The organism is Sphingobacterium sp. NGMCC 1.201703 (genome assembly GCF_047784615.1).
Taxonomy (GTDB): Bacteria; Bacteroidota; Bacteroidia; order Sphingobacteriales; family Sphingobacteriaceae; genus Sphingobacterium.
In genome coordinates this window covers 651,851-672,098 of sequence record NZ_JBLOHD010000001.1, presented here as the reverse complement: position 1 = coordinate 672,098, position 20,248 = coordinate 651,851, and the positions used below count along the sequence as shown (strand labels likewise).

General features: G+C 41.7%; 17 protein-coding genes. 3 read left to right on the top strand and 14 right to left on the bottom strand.

Features of this window, described 5'->3' with window-relative positions; translation table 11 throughout:
• Nucleotides 1–186: 186 nt before the first annotated feature.
• Complete coding sequence (locus ACK8HY_RS02575) at nt 187–927, top strand: YqjF family protein (RefSeq protein WP_416132685.1); 741 nt, start codon at nt 187–189, stop codon at nt 925–927.
• A 90-nt stretch (nt 928–1,017) separates the two neighbouring features.
• Here the strand turns inward: ACK8HY_RS02575 and ACK8HY_RS02570 are convergent, their stop codons facing one another.
• Together ACK8HY_RS02570 and katG are read right to left on the bottom strand one after the other, a co-directional pair.
• On the bottom strand, nt 1,018–1,317 hold the full coding sequence (locus tag ACK8HY_RS02570) for a hypothetical protein (protein WP_416132684.1): 300 nt from the start codon (nt 1,315–1,317) through the stop codon (nt 1,018–1,020).
• Nucleotides 1,318–1,639: 322 nt separating this feature from the next.
• Nucleotides 1,640–3,919, bottom strand: coding sequence for a catalase/peroxidase HPI (gene katG / locus ACK8HY_RS02565; RefSeq protein WP_416132683.1), 2,280 nt, complete (start codon nt 3,917–3,919; stop codon nt 1,640–1,642).
• Between the two features lie 268 nt (nt 3,920–4,187).
• Here katG and ACK8HY_RS02560 point away from each other — a divergent pair, with 268 nt between their 5' ends.
• Nucleotides 4,188–4,769 (top strand): DUF4126 domain-containing protein, encoded by a 582-nt coding sequence (locus tag ACK8HY_RS02560; RefSeq protein ID WP_416132682.1) that lies wholly within the window; start codon nt 4,188–4,190, stop codon nt 4,767–4,769.
• 154 nt (nt 4,770–4,923) lie between these two features.
• On the opposite strand, the gene ACK8HY_RS02555 is transcribed toward ACK8HY_RS02560, so the two are convergent.
• The 8 genes from ACK8HY_RS02555 to ACK8HY_RS02520 form a co-directional block, all read right to left on the bottom strand.
• Nucleotides 4,924–5,376: an Hsp20/alpha crystallin family protein gene (locus tag ACK8HY_RS02555; protein WP_120258507.1), complete on the bottom strand. Its 453-nt coding sequence runs from the start codon at nt 5,374–5,376 to the stop codon at nt 4,924–4,926.
• A gap of 107 nt (nt 5,377–5,483) precedes the next feature.
• On the bottom strand, nt 5,484–5,777 hold the full coding sequence (locus ACK8HY_RS02550; protein WP_416132681.1) for a hypothetical protein: 294 nt from the start codon (nt 5,775–5,777) through the stop codon (nt 5,484–5,486).
• A gap of 247 nt (nt 5,778–6,024) precedes the next feature.
• Nucleotides 6,025–6,363: a hypothetical protein gene (locus ACK8HY_RS02545; RefSeq protein ID WP_416132680.1), complete on the bottom strand. Its 339-nt coding sequence runs from the start codon at nt 6,361–6,363 to the stop codon at nt 6,025–6,027.
• A gap of 10 nt (nt 6,364–6,373) precedes the next feature.
• Nucleotides 6,374–6,931 (bottom strand): RNA polymerase sigma factor, encoded by a 558-nt coding sequence (locus tag ACK8HY_RS02540; protein WP_199768592.1) that lies wholly within the window; start codon nt 6,929–6,931, stop codon nt 6,374–6,376.
• Nucleotides 6,932–7,133: 202 nt separating this feature from the next.
• Nucleotides 7,134–8,114: an FAD:protein FMN transferase gene (locus ACK8HY_RS02535; protein WP_416132679.1), complete on the bottom strand. Its 981-nt coding sequence runs from the start codon at nt 8,112–8,114 to the stop codon at nt 7,134–7,136.
• Nucleotides 8,115–8,155: 41 nt separating this feature from the next.
• The gene (locus tag ACK8HY_RS02530) at nt 8,156–10,354 is read right to left on the bottom strand and encodes a PepSY domain-containing protein (protein WP_416132678.1); all 2,199 of its coding nucleotides are present in this window, start codon (nt 10,352–10,354) and stop codon (nt 8,156–8,158) included.
• 6 nt (nt 10,355–10,360) lie between these two features.
• On the bottom strand, nt 10,361–10,846 hold the full coding sequence (locus ACK8HY_RS02525) for a DUF2271 domain-containing protein (protein ID WP_077436736.1): 486 nt from the start codon (nt 10,844–10,846) through the stop codon (nt 10,361–10,363).
• A 4-nt stretch (nt 10,847–10,850) separates the two neighbouring features.
• Nucleotides 10,851–12,362 (bottom strand): ankyrin repeat domain-containing protein, encoded by a 1,512-nt coding sequence (locus tag ACK8HY_RS02520; protein ID WP_416132677.1) that lies wholly within the window; start codon nt 12,360–12,362, stop codon nt 10,851–10,853.
• Nucleotides 12,363–12,670: 308 nt separating this feature from the next.
• Here ACK8HY_RS02520 and ACK8HY_RS02515 point away from each other — a divergent pair, with 308 nt between their 5' ends.
• Complete coding sequence (locus ACK8HY_RS02515) at nt 12,671–13,618, top strand: alpha/beta fold hydrolase (protein WP_416132676.1); 948 nt, start codon at nt 12,671–12,673, stop codon at nt 13,616–13,618.
• A gap of 184 nt (nt 13,619–13,802) precedes the next feature.
• Here the strand turns inward: ACK8HY_RS02515 and ACK8HY_RS02510 are convergent, their stop codons facing one another.
• The 4 genes from ACK8HY_RS02510 to ACK8HY_RS02495 all read right to left on the bottom strand — a co-directional run bounded on the left by ACK8HY_RS02510 (nt 13,803) and on the right by ACK8HY_RS02495 (nt 20,247).
• On the bottom strand, nt 13,803–14,882 hold the full coding sequence (locus tag ACK8HY_RS02510; RefSeq protein ID WP_416132675.1) for a family 43 glycosylhydrolase: 1,080 nt from the start codon (nt 14,880–14,882) through the stop codon (nt 13,803–13,805).
• Between the two features lie 123 nt (nt 14,883–15,005).
• Complete coding sequence (locus tag ACK8HY_RS02505; protein WP_416132674.1) at nt 15,006–16,850, bottom strand: glycoside hydrolase family 2 protein; 1,845 nt, start codon at nt 16,848–16,850, stop codon at nt 15,006–15,008.
• A gap of 29 nt (nt 16,851–16,879) precedes the next feature.
• Nucleotides 16,880–18,925, bottom strand: coding sequence for a beta-L-arabinofuranosidase domain-containing protein (locus tag ACK8HY_RS02500; RefSeq protein ID WP_416132673.1), 2,046 nt, complete (start codon nt 18,923–18,925; stop codon nt 16,880–16,882).
• 158 nt (nt 18,926–19,083) lie between these two features.
• Nucleotides 19,084–20,247 carry an aldose epimerase family protein gene (locus ACK8HY_RS02495; RefSeq protein ID WP_416132672.1) on the bottom strand — a complete coding sequence of 388 codons (1,164 nt, stop codon included), beginning with the start codon at nt 20,245–20,247 and terminating at the stop codon, nt 19,084–19,086.
• Nucleotide 20,248 lies beyond the last annotated feature (1 nt).

Below are 20,248 nucleotides of genomic sequence, written 5' to 3'. Positions count from 1 at the left end.
TAACAAGTTTCCCTTTGAAAACAACACAAAGTTACCACCGATCAAACAACAAAAAGTAGCACAAATCTTGAATTTTATTTCACAAAATAGGAAAAGCCCAAAGAAAATTCCATAATTCTTCATATATTAAATTAAAATTTGGTTAAAGCGAGATTAAAATGATCTTAGAGGCATAAATTGATGATTTTGGCGCAGAAAATTAAAACAATTTTAAGCGATGATAATCATCGTCCATGGCCTATGTCAACTAACCCCTGGCGATACTATCAGGAATGGCTTGATCTACTTTTTTTACATTTTCAAGTCCATTATGATCTACTCCGCCCATTAGTTCCCGCCGAATTACAAATCGATCAGCATGAAGGTAGCTGTTATGTATCTTTGGTTGCTTTCAAAATGAAAAATATCCGTCCCAGAAATTTGCCTGCATTCCCGCCTATCTCGGACTTTTATGAGATCAATGTACGTACCTACATCGATCAGGATGGTAAAAAGGGTGTTTATTTTATCCATATTGAAGCCAGTAAATCCTTATCCGCATTCATTGCAAAAAAATTATCGGGTCTACCTTACGAAAAGTCCACCATGCTGCGGAATACGCAAGGGTATCACAATCTTAACCAAGAAAGGGACTTTAGATTGAAAACGATCTTTGCTGTGACCGATGAGGTTAAAATCAAATCTAGCCTTGATACCTGGCTTACTGAACGCTACTGCCTTTACCTGGACAAACCCGATGGAATATATTGTTTCGACATCCATCATTCGGAATGGCCCTTATTTTCAGTGCAGTTGCAAGAATGCCAGTTGAACTATAGAGTTGGTGATATTCATCTCCACAACGAAAATATTGCGCTTATACACTACTCTCCAGGTGTACAGGTGCTGGCTTGGAATGCGGTAATGATTAAGCCTCAGCAACGATAAAAATAGTAGTTACATTCACGTTTTCTGGGTAAATTCATCTGCTGAAATGCAAAATCTCAGGAGAAGACTATACTTTCCCTTTAGGGAATCCTACGTCCCTCGAGGGGAATTTGTTTTTCCCTTAGGGGAATCTTCCATCCCCCGTGGGTGATTTACTTTTCCCTTTAGGGAATCCTGCGTCCCTCGAAGGGAATTTGCTTTTCCCTTCGGGGAATCTTCTGTCCTCCGAGGAAAATTTACTTCTCCCTTCGGGGAATCTTCCATACCCCGTAGATGATTTGCTTTTCCCTTTGGAGAATCCTGCATCCCCCGAGGATGATTTACTTTTCCCTTTGGAGAATCCTGCATCCCCCGAGGATGATTTACTTTTCCCCTCGGAGAATCTTCCATACCCCGAGGGGAATTTGTTTTTACCCGAAATCTAGGCTTGAGAAAGCTGAGCAACAAATTATGGGATTAAAGACAATAGACTAAGTTATTAGCAAAAAACAAATTGTAATTCAATAAAAAAATAGGGTAAAATTCCGCCAAAAAGTTTTTCGTACTTCCTGAATTTTGGCGGAATTTTACCCCTACTATCCCCCTTTAATTTTGTATACAACACAAAAAAGGCCTGTACGACTGATCGTGTACAGGCCTTCCTATTATTAATCGCTTGTCAGGCGCCGCTACTGTGCTTTGAGATTATAATAGTGAGCGGTGCTCCGTCCAGTTATCTGTGTAAATCAAAACGATCCAACTCCATCACTTTATTCCAGGCAGCGACAAAATCCTTCGCGAACTTTTCTTTCGCATCAGCACTACCATAGATTTCAGCAACAGCCCTTAATTCGGCGTTAGAACCAAATACCAGATCCGCACGTCCAGCAACCCATTTCTTTGCGCCCGTTTTACGGTCTGTTCCCTCAAAGAGTTCCCGATCCTGCGAAATTGCTGTCCAAGCTGTTCCCATGTCCAATAGGTTCACAAAAAAGTCATTGGTCAACTGTCCAGGACGTTCGGTCATGACCCCCGTCTGAGAGCCATCAAAATTAGCTTGTAGTACACGCATACCACCGATTAAAACGGTCAATTCCGGAACAGATAAAGTCAATAATTGCGCTTTATCAATCAATAATGATTCTGTGGAAACTGTGTAGGAACCCTTTCGATAGTTTCTAAAGCCATCAGCAATAGGTTCTAAATATCCCATTGATTCCACATCAGTTTGCTCCTGAGAAGCATCCATACGTCCCGGATTAAACGGAACTTTGAGCGTGTGTCCACCAGCTCTTGCCCCTTGCTCGACTGCTGCCGCACCGGCAAGGACAATTAAATCGGCTAGAGATATTTTTTTACCCCCCTGTTGCTTACCATTAAAGTCCTGTTGGACCTGTTCCAGCACAGTTAGCACTTTTTGTAATTGCGTTGGGTTATTAACCTGCCAATAACGTTGTGGCGCTAACCGAATTCGAGCTCCATTTGCTCCACCACGCATATCAGATCCCCGGAATGTTGAAGCCGAAGCCCATGCAGTCGTCACCAACTCCGCGATACTAAGCCCTGAAGCCAAAATAGTGGCTTTTAAATCTTCGACATCGTGTTCGTCGACCAATACATGATCTACGGCTGGAATGGGGTCTTGCCATAACAATTCTTCGCTGGGTACTTCAGCTCCAAGATAACGTTCACGCGGACCCAGATCACGGTGTGTCAATTTGAACCATGCACGGGCGAAAGCATCGGCGAAAGCATCCTGATCCTCATAGAATTTACGCGAAATCTTCTCGTAAACAGGATCAAAGCGCAAAGACAGATCTGTTGTCAACATCGTCGGTCTGCGTTTTTTATTTGGGTCAAAAGGATCAGGAACAGTGGCTTCCACTCCCTTGGCTACCCATTGATGTGCGCCAGCGGGGCTTTTTGTAAGCTCCCATTCATTTTCAAAAAGATTTTTAAAGAAAAGGTTCGTCCATTCTGTGGGTTTCTGGGTCCAGATAACTTCCAGACCACTGGTAATGGCATCTGTACCGACCCCAGTACCGTAACTGCTTTTCCATCCGAGCCCTTGCTGTTCAATCCCAGCAGCTTCAGGTTCCTTACCAACATTATCGGCTGGTCCGGCACCATGTGTTTTTCCAAAAGTATGTCCTCCTGCGATTAGCGCAACAGTTTCCTCATCATCCATCGCCATACGACCAAAAGTGTCCCTAATATCCTTTGCCGCTGCAATAGGATCCGGATTTCCATCTGGTCCCTCTGGGTTCACATAGATCAATCCCATCTGTACAGCTGCCAAAGGCTTTTCGAGATTGCGCGAATGTTCTTTACCATCAGCATTATCATCCGCTGATAAAACACCATGCGATTCAACCACACCTTCAGAACCATGTGCATAACGTACATCACCACCTAACCAAGTTTTTTCCGATCCCCAGTATACATCCAATTCCGGTTCAAAAGCATCTACACGTCCTCCTGAAAAGCCAAAAGTTTTGAATCCCATTGATTCCAGTGCAACATTTCCCGTTAGGATCAATAAGTCTGCCCAGGAAATATTCTTACCATATTTTTGTTTGATCGGCCACAATAGTCGACGTGCCTTATCCAAGCTCACATTGTCTGGCCAACTATTTAAAGGAGCAAAACGCTGCTGTCCGGTACTAGCACCACCACGGCCATCGCTTACACGATAGGTTCCTGCGCTGTGCCAGGCCATCCGAATAAATAAGGGACCATAATGTCCAAAATCTGCGGGCCACCAATCCTGTGAATCTGTCATCAATGCATGCAAATCTCTCTTAACGGCTTCCAGATCCAACTGCTTGAAAGCTTCAGCATAATCAAAACCTTCATCCATTGGATTTGATTTTGTCGCATGTTGTCTCAAAAGATCCACACGAAGTCTATTTGGCCACCAATCTTGATTTTGGGTTCCCCCTCCCGCAACGGCGTTGCGCATCGTTCCATTGTGAAATGGGCATTTGCTAATGTCTTTTTCGTTGTTGTCCATATTAAAAGAAAGTTTATTTATATAATACCTTAAATGATCAAATTGTTTGACTTTTACTTTCATAAAATTAAACAAATACACGATCGTCTACTCATCGAATGATTCGATACAATATAATCAAAATCTATAAATAGAACTAAACATTATAAAAAACAAACAGTTACAACGAACACGAGACGCCATTTGTTCCGCCGTTCACAACAATTTTAAAAACAAAAAACACGCTTTTTTTATTCTACTAATAGATAGAACTAAGCATCCATTTGTCATGGGGGAATTATCCACATATCTGGTCAGTGCATTTATTGGTATTAGTCTGGCTGCGGCAACAGGTTTCCGAATTTTTATGCCCTTGTTTTTGCTCAGCCTGGGCTGTCGTCTGGAATTATTTCAGGTAGGTAATGAATGGGCTTGGGCAGGTTCCAATTTGGTACTGATCACCACAAGCATCGCGATGGTTATCGAAATTGCCGCTTACTACATACCCCTTGTTGACAATATTCTTGATACCATATCCATTCCTTTGGCAACGATTGCGGGAACATTACTATTTGCGGTGCAGTTTACAGATATTTCTCCGTTTTTCCGCTGGTCAGCGGCCATTATCGCCGGAGGGGGAACTGCGGCGACGATAAGTACAGTACTGGCTGGTACAAGAGCCGCTTCTTCCATCGGTACCGCGGGTCTTGGCAATTTTATTATTTCGACCATGGAGACTATTGGTTCCTCCGTCTTAACCATTCTAGCCATATTCGTTCCTTTTATGGCTGTTTTGGTCGTTTTTGCCTTATTCTATTTCTTTGGAAAGTTTGGAAAAAAACAACTGCAAAAGAAGCTCAAAAAAACATAAAGGGAAAATCCTCCAAAAATAAAAGCTCCCTTAGAATTGAGTATTCGAAAAGAGATTATAGGGAGGGTGCCAACTAAATTAAAGAAAAAGGGGGTGTCCACAATGCAGACACCCCTTTTTCTATGCGCTGTAAAAGCGTTACAATCCGTCAAACCTAGTCTATAATGACTTCTTGTGGTCTTTTTACCTTGTCAAGGTCCTTGGGAAGAATGACGGTTAGTACACCATCTTCGAAACTGGCATGTACGTTATCTGTAAGCACTTGTTCATTTAATTGAAATTCACGTTCAAATGCAGTGCCCAAATGCTCCTTATAGATATAAGCTGTCGCATCGTTTGTATTTTCTGTACAGGAAATCGTTAAGATTCCTTCATTTATACTCACCTGAAATTGCTCCTTCTTTCGGCCTGCAGCAAATACCTGCACTTCGTAGAACTCAGAATTTTCAGAAATATTTACAGGAACAAATTGCTGCCCCTCTCCGCGCTGCCCTGCTTCGCCTTCAAAAAAATGCTGTTGAAATTTTTCAAAGCGGTCTTTGAAATGTTGACCGCAAAATCTATTTTGATTTGAATGTCCGCTGGAATAATGATCTCTTTTAAACATGTCTTTATTTTTTTAGTAATAATTATTGTGTATTGCGCAATGAGCAGTCCAAGGGACTTCGCTATTGCCGCTATTTATGTTATTTGGTTTTCTACCAAGTCCTGCTATTAATATACCGGAACAATTGTCGCATTCTTAACCCGTTGTTGTTTGTGTAAAGGAACGATTGCACTATTGGTCCTCGAAGCACTGTACATTCCGGGATGGACCGGAGCCTTGTGCATTTTAAATGAACGCATTTCTCTCCTGCGCATTTTGGCCATTGCAAAGCTTCCTATTCCGAATAAGATCGTTGCAACCAACAACAGCTTAAAGATCGCTCCCATAATCAAGCTGGCTAAACCCACTATTACCGTCAATGCGATCAAGCGGGGTAATATAAATCGAATTTTATTTTTCATTTTTTCTTTCATTTAATTGTTCTTTAAACCCAAAATCTGTCAATCCACTTATTGGTAATCCTATTAGATATACTTCTTTCGTTGTCAATTTCTCAACCCGTATAATTGTTGTATATCGCTAGTAACAGATCATCGCGTCCTGTCATTACCTTTACAGTGTTTCTTCAGCTTTTGGCATAAAAAAAGGCGCCTTTATAGAAGAAGACGCCTGTATCAGGTTTTTACTTTAAAAAATTTACTTTTTTTTTCAGAATCCGCATCGTCCGCTGAAACGACGTTTCCATTCCTCCCGCAAGCGCTCCCTTTCCTCCTCTGAAAGATTTTCATGGCGGCCCATATCAGGGGGGAAATTTTTACGGAATCCACCTCTTCCCGGCTTACCAAATCCACGTCCAAATAGAATGCGTGATAGCACAAACAGTCCAAACGCCTGCCAATACGTGATTGCCTTCAAACTGAAAATATCACACATTAATGTATTCCACAGATATTGCAACAAGGCTACCAGCAAGAAAACTCCAATGATAATGGCAACAAACACAAAAGCAAATTTACCTTTTCCTTGTCTTCTCATTCTTCTATTCATAGCTTTATTTTTAAAATTTTAATTCTTCATACAAGTTCCGCAAACGTAAACGCAGATGTTTTACAGCATAGCCCTTTCTGCTTATTATCGTTTTCAGATTTTCATTTTCCATGTCGGCAATCTCCTGCAAGGTTTTATCTTCAATTTCATTGAGCATAAAAACCCGACGTTGTTTTTCGGGCAATTCTTCGAGGGCTTTCATCAATTCATCCCAAAAAATGTCTTTGAATAATTTAAGTTCAGGATTGTTAGAATCATCGGCCAGTAGAAACTGACGTATCGGAAAGGCTGTATCCACTTCCTCTCCATCCGCCATTAAATCATCAAGTGACTCATCTTTCTTTTTTCGATAACTATCCGTAATCTTATTTCGCGTTACAGCATACAACCATGCCCCAGCATTTTCCAGTTCGTCCATATTGGTCAAACGACTGAATTGATACCAGACTTCCTGCAAGATATCCTCGGCATCTTCCGTCTTTTTGACCTTTCCTTTTACAAAACGCAGCAATTGACTCCCATAGGTCTTGACGATGTCTGTAAATGATCTGGAGTTTTTTTCTGCCATATGATTTTGGTATGCAATGTCCATAATTACATAGACGAACCAACAAAGCTTTTACTCTAAATTATTTTCAGCTGTGACGCAGCTATCTGATTTATTCATGCCTGTATGTTTTAAGCGGCATTCATGAGCTCAATCGTTCGGTTCACCCAGTGTAAAGAAATCATGATGTTTGCGTGAACATACAGGTTGTTATTTAATAGGATTACTTGCGTTTATCCCGGACAACCTTTCCTTTGTCAGTAATAAAGATAAAACGATAATTTGGGAAATTACGGATTATTTTCTTTCCTTCTTTCTCACCCAGCACCATAATGGAAGTACTCAGGGCATTGGCTATTTCTGCCGACGGTCCATAGATTGTTACCGAAGTCAGTCCCGTAGCTGGATATCCGGTGACGGGATTAATAATATGAGAATAACGTTTTCCATTGATTTCGGCATATTTTTCATAGCTGCCTGAGGTAGCGACAGCCATTTCATTCAAGCGAAGAACCCGAACCATCTGATGTGATTTGAAGGGGTTATTCACCCCAATCTTCCAGGGGTCACCATCTGGTTGGCTACCCCAGGTGGATAGATCCCCGGAAGCATTGACGATTCCAGCAGTGATTCCACGGGCTTTCATGATTTCCCTTCCCCGATCGGCGGCATAGCCCTTCCCGATCGAACCAAAGCCAATTTTCATGCCCGGAAGTTCCAAGAAAATAGTCGAAGCAGCACTATCCAAAACAATATGTTTATAGCCAACTTTGGCAACCGAATTCCGGATCGCATCGGCAGAAGGCATCGTATCCATACTGCCATCAAACTTCCATATTTTATCTAAAGCCACAATACTAATATCAAAGGCTCCTTGTGAATTCCGGCTGTATTGAATTGCCCTTTTGGTCAGGTCAAATACTTCGCGGTCAACTTTAACAGGTTTAATGCCTGCATTGCGGTTGACCTCCGAAATCTGCGTATATGGACGCCACTCCGAAATTAGGTTTTCGATACGTTCAATCTCTGCAATGACTTCGACAATATGCTGGTTGGCCTGTACGCTATCCTGATCAACTAGGGTGATCTCAAAAACAGATCCCATAAGGGTCACCTGTTTTTTGAGCAATACCTGTGAAAAACCGTTAGCGACGGCTATCAACCAAAATATTGAAATCAGTAGATACTGCTTATAATAATTCATCACACATTGTCAAAATAAATGATAGCATAAGATCGTCGTGTTTAATAACAATCTGTCAGGATCTGACCATTTTCTTTGTAGATGCTGATCGATTTACCTGTACTTACCAGCAGTATCTCGTTTAAGGTTGCTTCGACATCCTGTTGCATTCGGAGTGAACCACACAATAAGATACAGCCCTGTTGTTCGAGCAATTCAACAAAGTACGTACCATCCTGACGGATCAGATCCATCACATACTGCCCCTGCTGTTCCCGTGAAAAAGCCAGTTGTACATCGTTCAGTTGTCCCAGTTTTTTTTGTTCATCGGTAAATTCCAAATATTGTGCCGTCATCTCATTGTTCTTGCGGAAGCCTGCATAGAGTTTGACAGGTATTTTATGCTGATTTTCTGCAATCATACCCAAAAACGGTGCAATACCGGTTCCATTTGCAATCAAGGCCACAGCAGGTGCTGCCTTTGGAAAATGAAAACTAGTGTTGGCCATGACACGTGCTTCCAGAATCTGATCAGCTTTTAGTTGGTATAGAAATCCCGAACCAAAACCATCAGGAAATAGCTTGACGACCAATTGAACCATCCCATCCTTACATCCAATGGAATAGAAACGTTCCCGTTGATCCTGCGCCGGATAGATAGCCAACAAATCTCCGGACTGTACTTTCATTTTTCCAAGAGGTTTCAATAAAAGTGTAAAGGTACTGTTGCTCTCTGAAACAGTTGATCTGGCCATAACTTTAAATTTCTTCAATCCAACAACTTTGGAACTGTATATCGCTGGAGCAGAAGCCAAGGCAATATTGGTATGTTCACTCCAATGATGTACCCATGAAATCAGTTCATCAACACTTTTGTCATTGACCGTATGTGGGGCTATCAGTCGGGAGGCCCATGTTTGCTCACTGAGCAACTTGTCTATTGCATACGCATAAGCGCAAAAATCAGGGTATGCTTTCGATCCAAAACCGAGAACAGAGAAATTAATCGACTGCTGCTGTGGATAGGCCAACAGCTTTTTCTCAAACTGAATCGCATTGGAAGGCGCTGTTCCCAGACCGTAGGTGGACGTAAACAGCAAAAGATGTTTTGCTTTTGGAAAATATTGAAAGTGGTTCATGCCAAGCAAAAGGGATTTTTTACCATCAGCCAACAGCTGTTTGTGAATCTGATTGGCAAAAAACAAGGTACTTCCATTTTCAGTACCTACCAGAATAACAATTTCGGCATCGGCTGCCTTATACTTATTCCTGATCTTTGTTCGCGTACGTTTGAAGGTAATGACAAAACCTGTATAAATAAAAAACACAATATTCAATGATGCAAGCCCCAAAATGATGGCCCATATCATATTGGTTTTACCGGTGTGAAGATCGAGTGAAAATTGCTCTGCAAGTGCAGTAAAGGGATACTTGACTTCTTTATGTACGGCACCGTTCAATTGATTTACTGTCAACTCACGGTCTTTCAGTTTGAGGACGTAATATTCGTCAGGATCTCCTTCCATAAAAGGAAACTCCACCTTCACGACATCGTTAAGCTTCGTTTTTTTGAAGATCGAAAAATCCGCTATCGTCCGTTCCTCGGTCTCATTTTCCTTCACTGGATATTCAACCGTTTGGTTTGTCTTCTTCAACAGTTCGATTCGGACCATAAATAAATAGGTCCCCGTCAAAGCCAAAATTAAAATGGGTATCAGAAACAAGCGCCCTGAAACAACATGAAAATATTGTGCGAAGAAATCCCGATTGATCTTGGCAAAGAAATGTCGAACGCCTTGTTGACGTTTGATAATCAGCACCAAACCTGAAATTGTAATCAAAAATAGTAGAAAAGAAGCGATGCCAATAATAATTCGGCCTGTCACCTTTAAGAATAGGGAACGATGCAGGGCCGTAGTCCATTGAACAAACTGTGTTTTGTTCTTTTGCGCACCCAGATATTTGCCGGTTTGCGGGTCAATATATCCTTTTACAGTATTTCCCTCAGCATCTATGGCATCAATGCTCACAAATTCATTGTGGTCAACCGAAATTTCAACAATTTCGGGATAAACCTTTCGCAGACCAGTAATAGTCTGCGAAAGATTCAAAGAATCTATATTTTCTATTCGATAGGGTGGTATTTTTTCATTGACGGCGTCAATGGCTAAAATTACTCCGGTGACCGATAATAATAGTAAAAAAACAGAAGAAACAAGAGCTAAGGCTAAATGTGCATACCTCCAGACAGATACCAACATTTTTTCTTATTGTACTTTATTTAATTTGACAAGCTTAATGTATCCCTTACCATTTGCTTTTTCAGTGATAGCCTCTTTTGTTAATGGGATTTCTACATCTGCAGTATGATATTTCTGTTCTTCGACAGCGGATTCAAAGCGAAGTTTATACCCTTTGTTGAATTTAGACTCATCTATTTCCAATGTACGCATCGCACGGTCACCTCCACCAACGGAAGCACCGGTCACTGCACTCAGCTTTTCTTTGGTTTTAGCCTGAAATTTATACCATTCTTTCAATGTATTATACCATTGTTTATCCGGCCCCAATACAGCAAGTGTTTTTTCGTATGCTCCCTTCGGGTTTATGAGTGAAATAACAACATAAGCTCCCTCCCCTTGATAAGCATTCATTTGGATCATACATTTATATTTACCCGTTTGGGCAAATGTGCTAACAGAAATTGCAGAAAACAAAAGTGTGATTAGCGCGATCTTAATTATAGTATTCATCTTATTATTTTAAAAAGTCCAACTGTACATTTCCTTTTGACAAAAAGTCATTTTCTTTTGCCAAATCGTATGCGGTTTCATCAAATTCGGTTTTCAGTTCTTTTTTTGCGCCCAAAGCAAGCAGTGTTTTCAATAAAGAATCGTTTTTGGCAATCAAAGCGGCTTTATGTAATGCAGTAGTGCCCTCTTTATCCTGAGCATTGATATCTACTCCCAGTTCACTTGCTTTCTGAATGAGGTTTGTGCTTTCTTTAGCAACGGCAAGATGATAGAGTGTGCTACCGTTTTTCTGTGGTGCGACCACATCCAGTCCGCCCGCTTTAAGCACAGCTAATTTTTCTTTAAAATCATCTACCTGTGGGCTATTAGATTGCGTAGCCTGTTGCGGACGTCCACCCTGCGGAGCCTCCCTAAAAGAATTGAACCAGTAAACAGCTAAGTTGTTACCATCCTTGTCCAATAATTTGGCATCCGCACCGTTTTTAATCAAGAGTGCTGCGATCTCAGCTGTACCATTACCCACCGCCTTGGTCAATGCAGATTCACCTTTTTCATTCACAGCATTCACATTCTTTGCTTTGGAAAGTAGCAGTTCCACTAATTTTGCGTCTTTGCCATTCGCCGCAACCATAAGCGCTGTATTGCCTTCATTATCCGCTTTTGCAACATCAACTCCCTTATTTAAAAAGTAATCGATCACCGCCATATCTGGACGGCGTACAAGCGCATGTAATAAAGTCGCACCGTCTTTATTGATATATTTAGGGTCCAATTTTAGTTTCTCCACCAAATAGGTATAAGTCTCCAGTCCATTTGATGCTTGTCTAGATCCTTGTGTAGCAAAAAACAAGGCATTATTTGTCGGTTTTACACCACGGGCGATAAATTTTTCGACCAACGGCATGTTACCTAATTTCGCTGCATAATCCGTAACGACACGGCCGTACTCATCTTTATCTTGAATAGAAAGTCCCTTCTTGATAAAGTAATCGGTCAATGTAAGATCTTTATCCGCAGAAGCCGCCAGCATCATTAACGTAGCTCCACCTTCATATTTTTGTTTTGGGTCTACTCCAGCTTTAAATAAAGCATCATAAACAGCAGTATTGGTATTTCCTGTCGACGCAGCATAGGCAATGATCGGGTAGCCATGGCTATCCTGGTAGTTGACATCAGAACCCTTTGCAATTAGATAATCCACCAATTCAGCATTACCACTTGAAGCCGCCCAATGCAGGTAACTCCGACTATGGTGTGTTTTCTTCGTTACACTGTTCCCTTCTTGTTCAATCATGAATTTGACAACATCTGTCGGAGCTCCATTTAGGATTGCCATCGTTACGGGATCAAAAGATGCCGCATTGGGTTGTGAAGGGCTATTTCCTTTTGTAATTTCCTCCTTAACGGTAGCCAAAGTAGGTTTACCTTTCCAAAACTCACCATTCATCAATGAGTTTGTTTGTGCTTGGGCATAAGATGCCGCCAAAAGTAAAGCTGCTAAAAGTGTCTTTTTCATTAGAACGTATGTTTATTGATAATGAAGTCATCATGAACAATCGCTATTCCCGCTAGCTGTTTGTGAATATCGTATGGCTCTTGCTAACCTCAGCTGAATACAAATATTAAACCGAAGAACTAATCGCTTATTTAAATTAATTCTAAATTACTGCAAATCTAAAAAATATTCTGATACTAAAAAATTAATACGGACTAAATTTGCTCATTATACTCACCTTTAGGATTTTTTTATCCAAACCCGACAAGCCCAACTTGCAAATCCAACAAAATTATCTTAGTTTACACTTACACTAAGGAAGCGACATAATGAATAGGGTATCGTCCAATCTTTTTCCAATAAGTTCTTTTGAAGGTAAACCAAGCCATAAACTCTTCTACAGTATATTTGAACCTGTGCACCAAAAGGTATTAGCGACAATATTGATTGTTCATGGCATGCAGGAACATAGTGGCCGTTATCACAAGCTTGCCGATCATCTGGCTAACCGTGGTTTTGCTGTACTCAGCTATGATCAGTTGGGTCATGGGAAGACCGCAGTTAATACAGATGGATTAGGGTATTTTCAACAATCTGATCCAGCAGAACAATTGATACAGGATGCGTTAACAATGAGCACTGTCTTGCAACAGGGCTATCCCGATCAACCCCATTTTATCTTGGGGCATTCCATGGGATCTTTTGTTACCCGTTGTGCTTTACAAAAGGCAGGAGATCGTTTTAAAGGGGCGATAATCGTTGGGACGGGCGCGCGACAAAAGGGATCCACCGCTTTTCTTATGCTGCTGGCTGTTCTCAACTCCTTTGCACCTAAAAAACGAAGCCGATTGATTAACAGCATATTTGATCAGCGTAATAATGCCGGATTTAAAAATGAACCCAATCAAAATAACAGCAACTGGCTGAGTGTCAACAAAGCCAACCGCATTGCTTTTATCGAAGATCCACTCTGTGGTGGTTTATTTACGAACAATGGATTTTATACCGTATTGAGTTTATCGCTGCGCGCGACAGATAAAGAACTCACAAAACGCATTCCGAAAGGTTTACCGCTATTATTTATTAGTGGACAAGATGACCCCATCGGAGAATTCGGGAAGGGAGTGGAAGATACTGCCGCCCAATTACGTATGCAGGGACAGGCCGATATTACTGTAAAACTGTATGAAGGCATGCGTCACGAAATACTCAACGAAGATTGCAAGGAAGAAGTCTTTCAGTTCATTGATCATTGGCTTGACGAGCATTTAAGCTAATCGTCGCTCAGAGTAACTGCGGATTGGTTTATCGACATATTATGACAGCAAATAAGAAAAAATAATCAGGTTAACAATATCCTTGCGTTTGATTCAGCATGTATATTTTCTGAGGGAAACTGCAATGGGGACAAAGTCTTTGCCCAATTACGGTTATAAGGTTAATCAACTATTACTTTAAGATCTATTTAAATATCGGAGCCTTTTTCGCGATGACACTGCTTGTCTCGCCTTCAATCATCGGCCAATCTTCTTTCCAAATTACCTGATCCAATAATAGCATGCGACGATTACCCCCTGTTGAAACGCGTGGTCGTTTAGGGTCCATGGCGTGATAAAGTAACCAATCATTGCCCTGATCATCGGTTATAATCCGGGAAGTATGCCCTGTCCCAACAAATTTATCATTCCCCTTCAGCAATAAGGTTCCATTTCCTCGCTGGGCCAAATCACGACCTTCCCGATCCAAATAAGGTCCCATCAACTTTTTCGATCGGCCAACGAGTACGTGGTAACTACTTTTTTCACCTTCGCAACAGGAGCCCTTCGAACCGATAAAGTAATAATAGCCTTTTCTTTTATGGATCACCACAGCTTCAAAATCGCCAGCCGCAACTTTAAATTTCTTATTCAAATCTGGTACTTGCGTTCCATCGTTATCCAGAGGTACTCCATAAGTTCCTTGTGTAGCGGCATCGCTAAAACTTCCCCAGAAGAGGTAGTTATGGTTCTTTTCCCTAAAAAAATAGGGATCTATCGAATTAGGCACATCGATCGATTTACTATCGAACAGTTTGCCCCGATCTATAAATGGCCCCTCGGGTTTGTCTGCTACAGCTACTCCGATACCTGGATTAGGATCACCCCAGGTGGAGTACGCATAGTACATCACATATGTTCCATTCAATAATACCACATCAGGTGCCCAAATCCCACCTGCTGACTTCCAGTTTGGTTTGGCCGAAAATGCTGTCCCGATCCAGGTCCAATGCGCCAAATCTTTGGATTGCAAAATAGAAACAAGACGCTGCCCTTTGCCATCACCCCAGTTGTCCGCTGTTCCATAAGCATAAAATAATTTATTCTGCGGATTACGTACCACCGTGGGATCTGCAAGTATCGGTTCAAAAACAGGATTTATGTAGGTTGTCTTCTCTACGGATGCCCCGGTAGTCTTTACAGCTTGTGCACCTGAACCTGAAGAACTTCTGCAGGAGTTCAACAGGCACAGGCACAAAACTCCACTCCAATATTTTAGCAACATTGACTGCAACATTTTATTATTTTTATTTTAACCTGATACTTCCACACATTGTATCCGGAAAATTATTTCTATCCTGCTACAGTCTCCATTAATGGAATCGATGGAGTCCAAGCATTGACTGACTTACTTCGTTGACGCTTGATATAGGGTTTGATGGGCAGTATTTAATTCCGCTTCAGGCATTTTTACCACCTTACGATCATAAGTCATTAAACCATTGGTCTCCACTTCCACATCAGTCGTCTGTGTATAAACTGCAGCTGACAGTCCCATTGGAATAAGTCGTGTCAGATCACGGATGAGTTGCTTATATCGTTCGAGAAGTTCGGTTTTATTTTTAAAGCTCTGGTAGCCCCAGTTATCCTTTTGCTGCCAGGAATGGCCATCGATCGGCAGCCCCAGTCCACCAAATTCACCCAGTGCAAGTACCTGTTTCGCTCCAAATAATTTTGGATCTGGCATCGCTGCATCCGGGTAATTGTGTATATCCAGTATATGACCTGTTTCCATAAAATTACCACCGCTGGCGCTGTTTACCAATCGGGAAGGATCATTGGCCATTGTCCATTCGGTAATCTCCTTTGTCTTAAACTGGCCCCAGGCTTCGTTAAAAGGTACCCAGATCACAATGCTCGGGTAATTGTGCAGCACGTCCATAATGTTCTTCCATTCTTTTCTGTAGTATCCTTCAGACTCCTGAGAACGTGTTTTATCCCGATTTCCACCTGATATTTTTCCGGGCTGCATATCCCAATGATTTCCCCCCAGGTCACCACTTGGCATATCCTGCCACACAAGCATACCGATGCTATCGCAATAGCGATACCAGCGTGCAGGCTCAACCTTGATATGCTTACGGATCATATTGAAACCCATTTCCTTTGTCTTGATCACATCAAATTTTAAAGCTTCATCCGTAGGAGCAGTATGCAAGCCATCAGGCCACCAGCCCTGATCAAGTGGCCCGTATTGAAAGGTAAACTTGTTGTTCAACAGCATACGCTGTATCCCATTTTCGTCTTTTTCCATTGAAATCTTTCGCATGGCAAAATAGCTTTTTGCTTGATCAATGACCTTACCCTTGCGAAGTAACTGAATTTCCAGGTCATAAAGTTTTGGATTACTTGGTGACCAGGCTTCTAAATTGGGGACAGAAAGTTCAAAATCCGCATTTGGTTGGCCCACTTGCTCTTTAATCACTTGCGTTCCATTTAATGCGCGAACTTTAATTTCATCACCCGCTTGACTACCTGCTACTGTGGCCTGAAAGGCAAGTACACCTTCATCTAATTTTGGCGTCTGTTTTGTTTTCACAATGTAAGCCTTTGGTACGCTTTCTAACCATACCGTTTGCCATATCCCTGTAACCGGTGTATACCAGATACCATTGGGACGGTTAACCTGTTTACCGCGTGGTTGTGGCCCATCATCGGTAGGATCCCATACGCGAAGGGCAATTTCCTGCTTGGCTCCCTTTTTGAGATAAGAGGTCACATCCATCGTAAAAGGATCGAAACCACCTTCATGTCTTCCGACCAATTGATTATTTACATAGACATCACATTGCCAATCCACCGCGCCAAAATGGAGCAACACATTGTTTTTGTTGACAGACTTGTCCAAAGTAACCGTATTCGTATACCAAAGGGCTTTATCCTTGCCAACTTCCTTACCCACCCCAGAAAGTGCCGATTCTATAGCATAAGGAACCAGTATACTTCCATCCCACTGCTTAGGAATTTCTTTTGTATTTATTGGGGTAATGGCATATTTCCATAAACCATTTAAATTTTGCCAGTTATTGCTTCTTACCAGCTGTGGTCTTGGGTATTCTGGATGGGGCTTTTCAGCTGTTACTTTTTCACCCCAAGGCGTCAGAATGCGCGAACCAACAGGTTTCCATTCCTGCGCAAAATTCAGTTGAGCAGCCATCATCAGACTGGCAAAAAATAAGGTTTTCTTCATCATAAAAATCGTTATGTCATTTATATCTTTAATTACTTTACTGTGGGAAACGCCGCAATACGTAAACGGGCGGCACCCATGGGAATCAATTCTACTTCCTGTACCGCAGCTTGACTCGCTACAGGGCTCAATGGCAATACCCCTGTCAATCCATTTTCATCTATTTTCCAACCATCAATTTTTTTTGCTTTGACCATAATGGAAATCGGTACTGCGTCCGCCTCAAATGGAAAAGCATCTTTTGGCCAAGCCCGCTTAACCACCTTTAATTGATCCGGTGCTGTCAACTGATTTTGAACAAGACCATAATTCCAATCACTTGCCGGAAGGATCTCATAGGAGGGCCATTTTGTCGGATCAGCGGTTTCCTGCCATTTTGAGTCACCAATAGCAGAAGCTTTACTATCCTTCTGCACATAATTCTCCTTGATTTTCAAAGCGTAGGTCAATGGTCCCCTCTGGATACTCACCGCATTTTTATTCGCTGTCCAGTTATTCAATACAATGGACATCGGCAGCGAAAGTTCAACCTGATCGTTATCTTTCCATTTTCGATCAATCCGGATATACTTTGCCCCCGATTCAACCTTTTCTATCTTTCCATTAATTTTGATCTGCGCCTGTTTTGCCCAAGCCGGAATCCGTAAGTAAAATGGGAAATCGATTGTCTTTCCATTTGTTCCGATGACAAAACGAATAGACTCTTCAAATGGGTAATTAGAGCTTTGTTGAATTCGGATCTTCTGATTATTTCCGACCTTAACATCCGCGTTGGATGCAGCGTATAATACTGCGGCAACACCATTATCGTTTGTTGCCATATATAGATGCTCCGCATAATACGGCCATCCCTGACTATGGTTGTGCTGGCAACAACGTGAACTAAAGGGATTCATCATCAAAAAGGGACCATTGTTATCAATGCCCGGAGCATGATTGTGGCTATCGCTAATGGTCATATTGGGACTGGTGATATAACGTAGTGCCTTAAAATCTGCTGTTACTGCTGCAGGATATGTATTGAAGGCCACATCTTCGGCATGATCAGCCCAAAAAGGATCTCCTGTTATTCCCAGCAGGATCTCATTGGAAGCCATTTGTTCAACCATACCACAGGTTTCGACGCCCTGCCGTGGATCGGTATACCCTGGGCGGGCATTTTCATCAGCACCAAACATGCCTCCCGGCACCTGGCCGAATACCTGTCTGACAAAGTGAAAATTAGCGTAGGTCGCCTTCAGGTCGTCACTTGATTGGCTCTTAAGATAGTAGGTAGCCGGCTCCCTGAAACACTGTGCGATATTGACATTGTGCCAATTGGGTAAATCATCCTTCTGTCGCCAATTTGCTGTATTGCGATGGATTTTATCGGCCAAATCCATCAACCATTCATTCCCTTGCGTTCTATTATAAAGCCAATAGACTGACAATAAATTGTCTCCACCACGACTGTTCTCCCAATAATCTTTTAGAAAAAAACTATCCGGTAAACTTGCCTGCCACTTGAAATAATTGGTCATTAAGGTCAGGACACGCGGATCAGCGCTATATTCGTAATACGATTGCAGACACCAAAGCATAATCATATTACCCCATAAATCCGGTTTATTGTTGCGCAGGATCAGGGGGCCAAAGTAGCCATCCGGCCGCTGACTTTTAATCGCTGCTTCCAACCATATTTTTGATTCCGCTATTATTTCAGGATCTTTCAGAATATAGCCCAGGTTTGCATAACCTTTCAACCAATAAGGTACTTCCTCCCAGCCGTATTCACCTTTTCCATCCGAACTCAGCCAGGCATTATTTTTTTTGGATAACCAGGCGCTAATCTCTCCCAAATGTCCCGTAAGGCCATTTTTCTGTAATTCCAAATATTTCCCCAACCAACCTTGAGGAACAATGCTACCGACGGGCAGTTTCAGCAGCGCATTCTGTTTTAGCGGTAAACGGTTATTAATATAATTTAGATTCTTCCCTTCAACCGGCAACTGATCAACAGCGATTACAGCATTGTTTTGTGCCGAACTGAGAAAACAAATTCCAATTAAATAAGATAATAGACCTATTTTTTTTGTCATTATTGGCTTGATTAGTTTTATAACTGATTATCCAAATTTAAGTTTTAATCAATGAGTTGGATGATTGATTTTTCTCAAAACACTGCCTATTTGTATCAATAGAAGAAAGCACATCTCTATCGAGATGTACTTCCAAAACCAATCATTATAAATATGTATTATTTTACCGAAAAACGATACAGGGATTTCGTTTGATAAACTTGCCCAGGACTTACAACTGTCGTTGGAAACTTGGGTTGATTTGGTGCATCTGGAAAATGCTGTGGTTCGAGACAGAAAGCTGTTCGGAAAGCATCCTTTTTCCCGTTTTTCAACTGCACTTGCTCATTCATAAAATTGCCGCTATAGAATTGGATCCCCGGTTCACTCGTCAAAATATCCATGACAATACCGGACTTATCGCCTACGACATGAGCGGCTTTATACCATTCGCCTTCCTTGTCTTTGTTCAAGACAAAATTATGGTCATAACCTTTCCCATAACTGAGCTGCTGATCATTGGTATTGATATCTTTTCCGATCGCCTTGGGCGCAGTAAAATCGAAAGGAGTTGCTTTCACTGCTACCAATTGGCCGGTAGGTATCAATGTACTGTCAACAGGCGTATATTGATTGGCAAACAATTGAAGTTGATGGTCCAGTATTGTACCACTCCCCTCACCATTCAGATTAAAGTAAGCGTGATTTGTTAAGTTAATGACTGTTTTTTTATCTGTTTCGGCACGATAAGCAATCATCAGTTCATTGTTGTCATTCAGCGTATAGGTAACTTCCATCTGAATATTTCCCGGAAACCCTTCCTGTCCATCTGGCAATGTATAGGCGAAAGTAAGGGATGAATGATCGGCTTTCTTTAAGATCCAATGCGCAAAATGTACGCCCTTAAAACCGCCATGTAATGTATTCGGACCATTATTCACAGCCAATTTATAGCTCTTGTCGTCCAATTTAAATTTTCCTTTTGCAATCCGATTGCCAAAAGGCCCTACAATTGTTCCAAAAAATGGTTCTTTCGGATTATTATAATCACTGGCCTTCGAGAACCCCAAAACCACATCACACAATTTCCCCTTGTTATCGGGCACCCAAAGACCAACTAGACGCGCTCCATAATTCGTAAAATAGGCCTGTACACCATTCTTATTGGTCAATTCGTATAAATAGACTTTTTTCGTGTCAATCGTTGTGCGAAATGATGAAGTGTCCATCAAGGCTGCGACAGTGTCGTTTGGGCTGGTTTTTGAACTATTCGTTTGCTGACAAGACAGACAATAATAGCTAAGTATACCAGAAATACCCAGCAACATCAATTTTCCTTTCATT